This window comes from Coprococcus intestinihominis, from assembly GCF_040096555.1.
Classification (GTDB): Bacteria; Bacillota; Clostridia; order Lachnospirales; family Lachnospiraceae; genus Coprococcus_A; species Coprococcus_A intestinihominis.
This window is the reverse complement of sequence record NZ_JBBMEK010000267.1, coordinates 1-4515: the sequence shown is the minus strand read 5'-3', so window position 1 is coordinate 4515 and position 4515 is coordinate 1. Positions and strand designations below refer to the sequence as shown.

General features: G+C 46.2%; 5 protein-coding genes. 3 read left to right on the top strand and 2 right to left on the bottom strand.

Annotated features, from left to right (window positions below; translation table 11 throughout):
- Nucleotides 1–726, top strand: a 726-nt coding sequence (locus WMO25_RS15315; protein ID WP_349086041.1) for a DMT family transporter, incomplete at its 5' end; no start/stop codon positions are given.
- 96 nt (nucleotides 727–822) lie between these two features.
- On the opposite strand, the gene WMO25_RS15310 is transcribed toward WMO25_RS15315, so the two are convergent.
- A complete protein-coding gene (locus WMO25_RS15310; protein WP_215690218.1) occupies nucleotides 823–2160 on the bottom strand; it encodes an MATE family efflux transporter in 1338 nt (445 codons plus the stop codon).
- A gap of 195 nt (nucleotides 2161–2355) precedes the next feature.
- Between WMO25_RS15310 and WMO25_RS15305 the strand changes: the two genes are divergently transcribed.
- On the top strand, nucleotides 2356–3105 hold the full coding sequence (locus WMO25_RS15305; protein WP_349086039.1) for an ABC transporter ATP-binding protein: 750 nt from the start codon (nucleotides 2356–2358) through the stop codon (nucleotides 3103–3105).
- Nucleotides 3068–4015 carry a SufB/SufD family protein gene (locus WMO25_RS15300; RefSeq protein ID WP_227081587.1) on the top strand — a complete coding sequence of 316 codons (948 nt, stop codon included), beginning with the start codon at nucleotides 3068–3070 and terminating at the stop codon, nucleotides 4013–4015. The genes WMO25_RS15305 and WMO25_RS15300 overlap by 38 nt, the downstream gene beginning before the upstream one ends.
- A gap of 151 nt (nucleotides 4016–4166) precedes the next feature.
- Here the strand turns inward: WMO25_RS15300 and WMO25_RS15295 are convergent.
- Nucleotides 4167–4515 (bottom strand): hypothetical protein (locus WMO25_RS15295; RefSeq protein WP_349086037.1); only part of this gene is annotated, 349 nt, incomplete at its 5' end.

Genomic DNA, 4515 nt, shown 5'->3' with positions numbered 1-4515 from the left:
ATCTTCGCCCTGATCACACTGCTGCTCTACATGAAGCTGATCCATCATCCTTTTCGGCTTAACCCATCCGTTATTTTCGGCGGCATCTGCTCAGCTTCCATGAGCATCACATTTGTCTGTGCCACCAAAATGACATCCGCCGCCAATGCCATCATCCTGCAATTCACACATCCGGTTTTTCTGATTCTTATCCTCTGGCTCTTCTATCATAAACGGCCGGATAAAAGGGCTATCCTTACATGCATCATTGCATTAATCGGTATTGTATGCTTTTTCTTTGATAAGATCACCTCCGGTGGCATGCTCGGCAATCTTCTTGCCATTATCTCCGGCCTGTCCTATGCCATTATGTTTCAGATGAAGAAAATGAAGGGCGGCGATTTCGAATCTTCCCTTGTCATCAGCTATATTCTGGCCTTCATCATCGGCCTTCCGACTGCTGTGCACGAAACCGTCCATTCACCATCCATATGGCTGGTGATCGTACTTCTTGGCGCTGTACAGACCGGTCTGGCCACCATCTGTCTGTCCCGGGGACTGGATGCCGTTTCTCCGGTAACAGCTGCATTGACCTCAGGCATTGAACCGATTCTCAACCCGGTATTGGCGGCCATTATCTGCGGCGAAACCATCGGACCTATGTCCATTGCAGGCGGCGTTCTTGTCATCGGTTCCGTGCTGGCCTACAGCCTCAGCCAGATTAAACGTCCTGTCTCTGCCGGTTAACATTCAAAAACCAGGCACCGATTTGGAGCAATTTTGAATTCACAGCTGATATATGTCGCATCGTGTACAATCAAACACATTAAAAAAGAGTGAGCCTCAGCACACTCTTTTTTTGTATATGTAAACAAAATAAATGATTTCTGCAATGGCTGTGATCCCCCATGAAAATATATAAAGGGAATACAGGGATAATATGGTATGAAAATACGCAAAAACTGTATAAATCCAGACAACTCTGAATACGCAGGAACCTATGATAACGATCACCATCGGTATCATACTCTTTCCCAAAGCTCTGGAAGCCATGATGGTACAGTCCATAAAAGCAGAAAATCCATAGCAGACACCCATAATGGACAATCGGATCATCCCCGCCTCAATGACATCTGCATCTGTCGAGAACAATGAGAGGAATTGATGGCCAAATAAAACAAGTCCCAATCCCATGATCATACCGATACCAAAGGAATATGCCAGGCTGATGAGATAGCTGTTCCTGACACGCTTCCTGTTGCCGGCACCGAAATTCTGTCCCATAAAACTACCGCAGGCCGTATAGAAGGCCGTCATCACATCATACACCAACGCATCGGCATTGGCCGCAGCCGCATTGCCGGCCACCATGGTGGCATCAAAGGAATTCACGCCCGCCTGTACAAACAGATTCGCGATCTGGAAGATCGCATTCTGAAGTCCTGCCGGAATACCGATTCTGATAATATTCACAGTCTTGTTTCTGTTCAGACGCAGCTCCGATCGGTGCAGTCCATAAATATCCCCGCTTCTGAAAAGTGCAACGCTGATCATCGCAGCCGACAAATACTGTGAAATAATACTGGACACAGCCACACCGGCCACATCCATCTTACAGACGATCACAAAAAAAAGATTCAAAATAATATTCACAACGCCCGCCATGGAAAGATACTTCAGCGGTCGTTTCGTATCCCCCGCCGCACTGAAAACGGCATTACCAAAATTATAAACAGCCAGCGCCGGCATCCCCAGAAAATAAATCCGTATATACAGCACCGCCCCATCGATCAATTCCGGCTTCGTGTTCAAAAGTTCCAGAATACCTTTTGAAAATATTGCTCCAATAAGCAGCAGGGTCAATCCTGTCAGAATACTGAACAGGAAAGCCGAATGTACAGTTTCCCGAACTCCTTTCCTGTCTCCGGAGCCAAGATACAATGCAGTCAAAACATTAATGCCTCCCGAAACCCCGATCAGAAAACTCGTAAACATCGTCACAAGAATCGTTGTCGATCCAACTGATCCCAGGGCTGATGCCCCCGCAAAACGCCCGACAACGGCAATATCCGCCACATTAAAAAGCACCTGCAAAAGATTCGATACAATAAGTGGTGCACTGAAAAATAAAATCTTCCTGGCTAAAGGTCCTTTTGTCAGATCCTGATTATCTCGTGCCATTTTCTACCTCCCCCATAAACTTCAATCATTATACAGCCTTTTCAGACAAAAATCCACCAGATTTTCCCATAATTTTTTATGACTATTCATTTTGATAGTTTGTCGTTTTTTGTGCTAAAAGACTTGTGAAAAAATAACATAAATGTTATATTTATATTTGATGTTGTTATCAATACTATATAAGGAAGTGACAGAATGTTACAAATAGAACATTTATCCTTTGATGTCCGGGATGATGGCCGTCAGGCAGAGATCCTCTCCGACATCAGTTTTAATGTTGCCGATGGCGAAATGCTTGTCATCACAGGCCCAAACGGCGGCGGCAAATCCACACTTGCCAAGCTGCTCATGGGTATCAATGAAGCCACTTCAGGCAGAATTATTTTAAACGGAGAAGACATTACAGACCTCTCCATCAATGAACGTGCCCAGGCTGGCATCGGATTCGCTTTCCAGCAGCCGCCGCGTTTTAAAGGCATGACCGTCCGCCGCCTTCTGAATCTTGCAGCAGGAAGAACCCTCAGCGAGAGCGAATGCTGCGGTTTTCTCAGCAGTGTCGGTCTCTGTGCCCAGGAATATATTGACAGAGAAGCAGACGCTACCCTTTCCGGCGGTGAAATGAAACGTATCGAAATTGCAACGGTTCTTGCCAAACAGCATACGCTTTGCATTTTTGATGAACCGGAAGCCGGCATTGACCTCTGGAGCTTTTCTATGCTGATCAAGAAGTTTGAACAGATTCACAAGGAGAAGAAAGAGAGTCTGATCCTTATCTCCCATCAGGAACGTATTATCCGTATGGCGGACAGGATCATGGTCATCTCCGACGGCAAGATTGACCGAATCGGGCCTGCCGAAGAGATTCTTCCGACACTCTTAGACACATCCTCCCAGGAGGCCTGCTGTTATGGTCAGCAGAAAGGAGGCGATTACTGTGAAGCTTAATCAGGTAACAGAAGATGTATTAAAGGTGATTGATTCCTATGGCTTCAAACAGGAAGGCGCCTACAATCTCCGATTAAACGGTATGGCTGTCTGTCATGGTGACAGCCGCCATATTGCTATTGTGAAGAAAACCGACCTTCCGGGCATCGATATCCGAATCAGCAGTGAAGCACAGAATGAACAGGTGCATATTCCTGTTGTTATGTCCGAACCCGGTCTTGATGTTGTTTACAACGATTTCTATGTAGAAGACGGCGCGGATGTCACCATCGTTGCCGGCTGCGGTATCCACGGTGAAGGATGCAGCGAAACACGTCACGATGGTATTCATACTTTCCATGTCGGCAAAAATGCCAATGTGAAGTATGTCGAGAACCACTACGCTGAAGGAAACGGCACCGGCGGCAAGATTCTCAACCCGGTAACGAAGATTTATGTGGGTGAGAATTCTGTTTTCACCCTGGAGACCACCCAGATCAAAGGTGTTGACTCTACCAAGCGTGAAACCTTCGTTGAACTCGGACCAAATGCCAAACTTTATGTCACAGAGAAACTGATGACCCATGACGCTCAGCATGCTATTTCCAACATGGAGGTGAAGTTGAACGGTGAAGGCAGCTCTGCCCGTATTATTTCCCGTTCTGTTGCCAAAGGCACATCCAATCAGATCTTCCATCCGAAGGCCATCGGCAACAATGCCTGTCATGCACATGTCCAGTGTGACTCCATCATTATGGACAAGGCATCCATCAGCTCTATTCCTGAGATCAATGCCAACCATATCGATGCACAGATCATCCATGAAGCGGCTATTGGCCGTATTAACGACGAACAGCTGATCAAACTCCGTACATTCGGTATGACAGAAGAAGAAGCTGAAGCGGTGATCATTGAGAACTTCCTCAATTAATGACCTGCTGTTCAGGCTGCATCTTTATATTTCAATTTTTAAAATTGTAGCTAACAAAGCTTTTAAATAACAAAACCGGTATTCAGCTGATGGCTGAATACCGGTTTTGTTATTTTTAGTTATTTGCTAAATCACCGCGCTTTGCGCTGTATTATTTGATTGTCTTCTTCTCCGTTTTGACAGCCTTGTCAACAATCTGCTTGGCCGAGTCCGCAATCTCTGCTGTCTCAACCGCTGTTTCTTTCTGCTGCTTCTGACTGTCTGTTTCCGCAATGGATTCTGCCGCTTCTGTTTCTTCGACAGCTGCGTTCTGTGCATCCTCCCCTGAAGTCTCTATATCCTTCTTCTCCAGAACAACCTTTGTACCGCTGACAATATCCTTCATCGGGTCCATACGCTGCAGTTCACTGCTTGTTCCGTTGCCCTCAAGATATAACAATGGATTGACAGCCACACCATTCTCCTCGACCTGGAAATGCAGATGATTACCTGTGGAACGG

Bases quoted from the DNA above. Each gene is read 5' to 3' on its own strand.
- WMO25_RS15310 (WP_215690218.1), bottom strand. From the start codon at position 2,160: ATGGCACGAGATAATCAGGATCTGACAAAAGGACCTTTAGCCAGGAAG.
- WMO25_RS15305 (WP_349086039.1), top strand. From the start codon at position 2,356: ATGTTACAAATAGAACATTTATCCTTTGATGTCCGGGATGATGGCCGT.
- WMO25_RS15300 (WP_227081587.1), top strand. From the start codon at position 3,068: ATGGTCAGCAGAAAGGAGGCGATTACTGTGAAGCTTAATCAGGTAACA.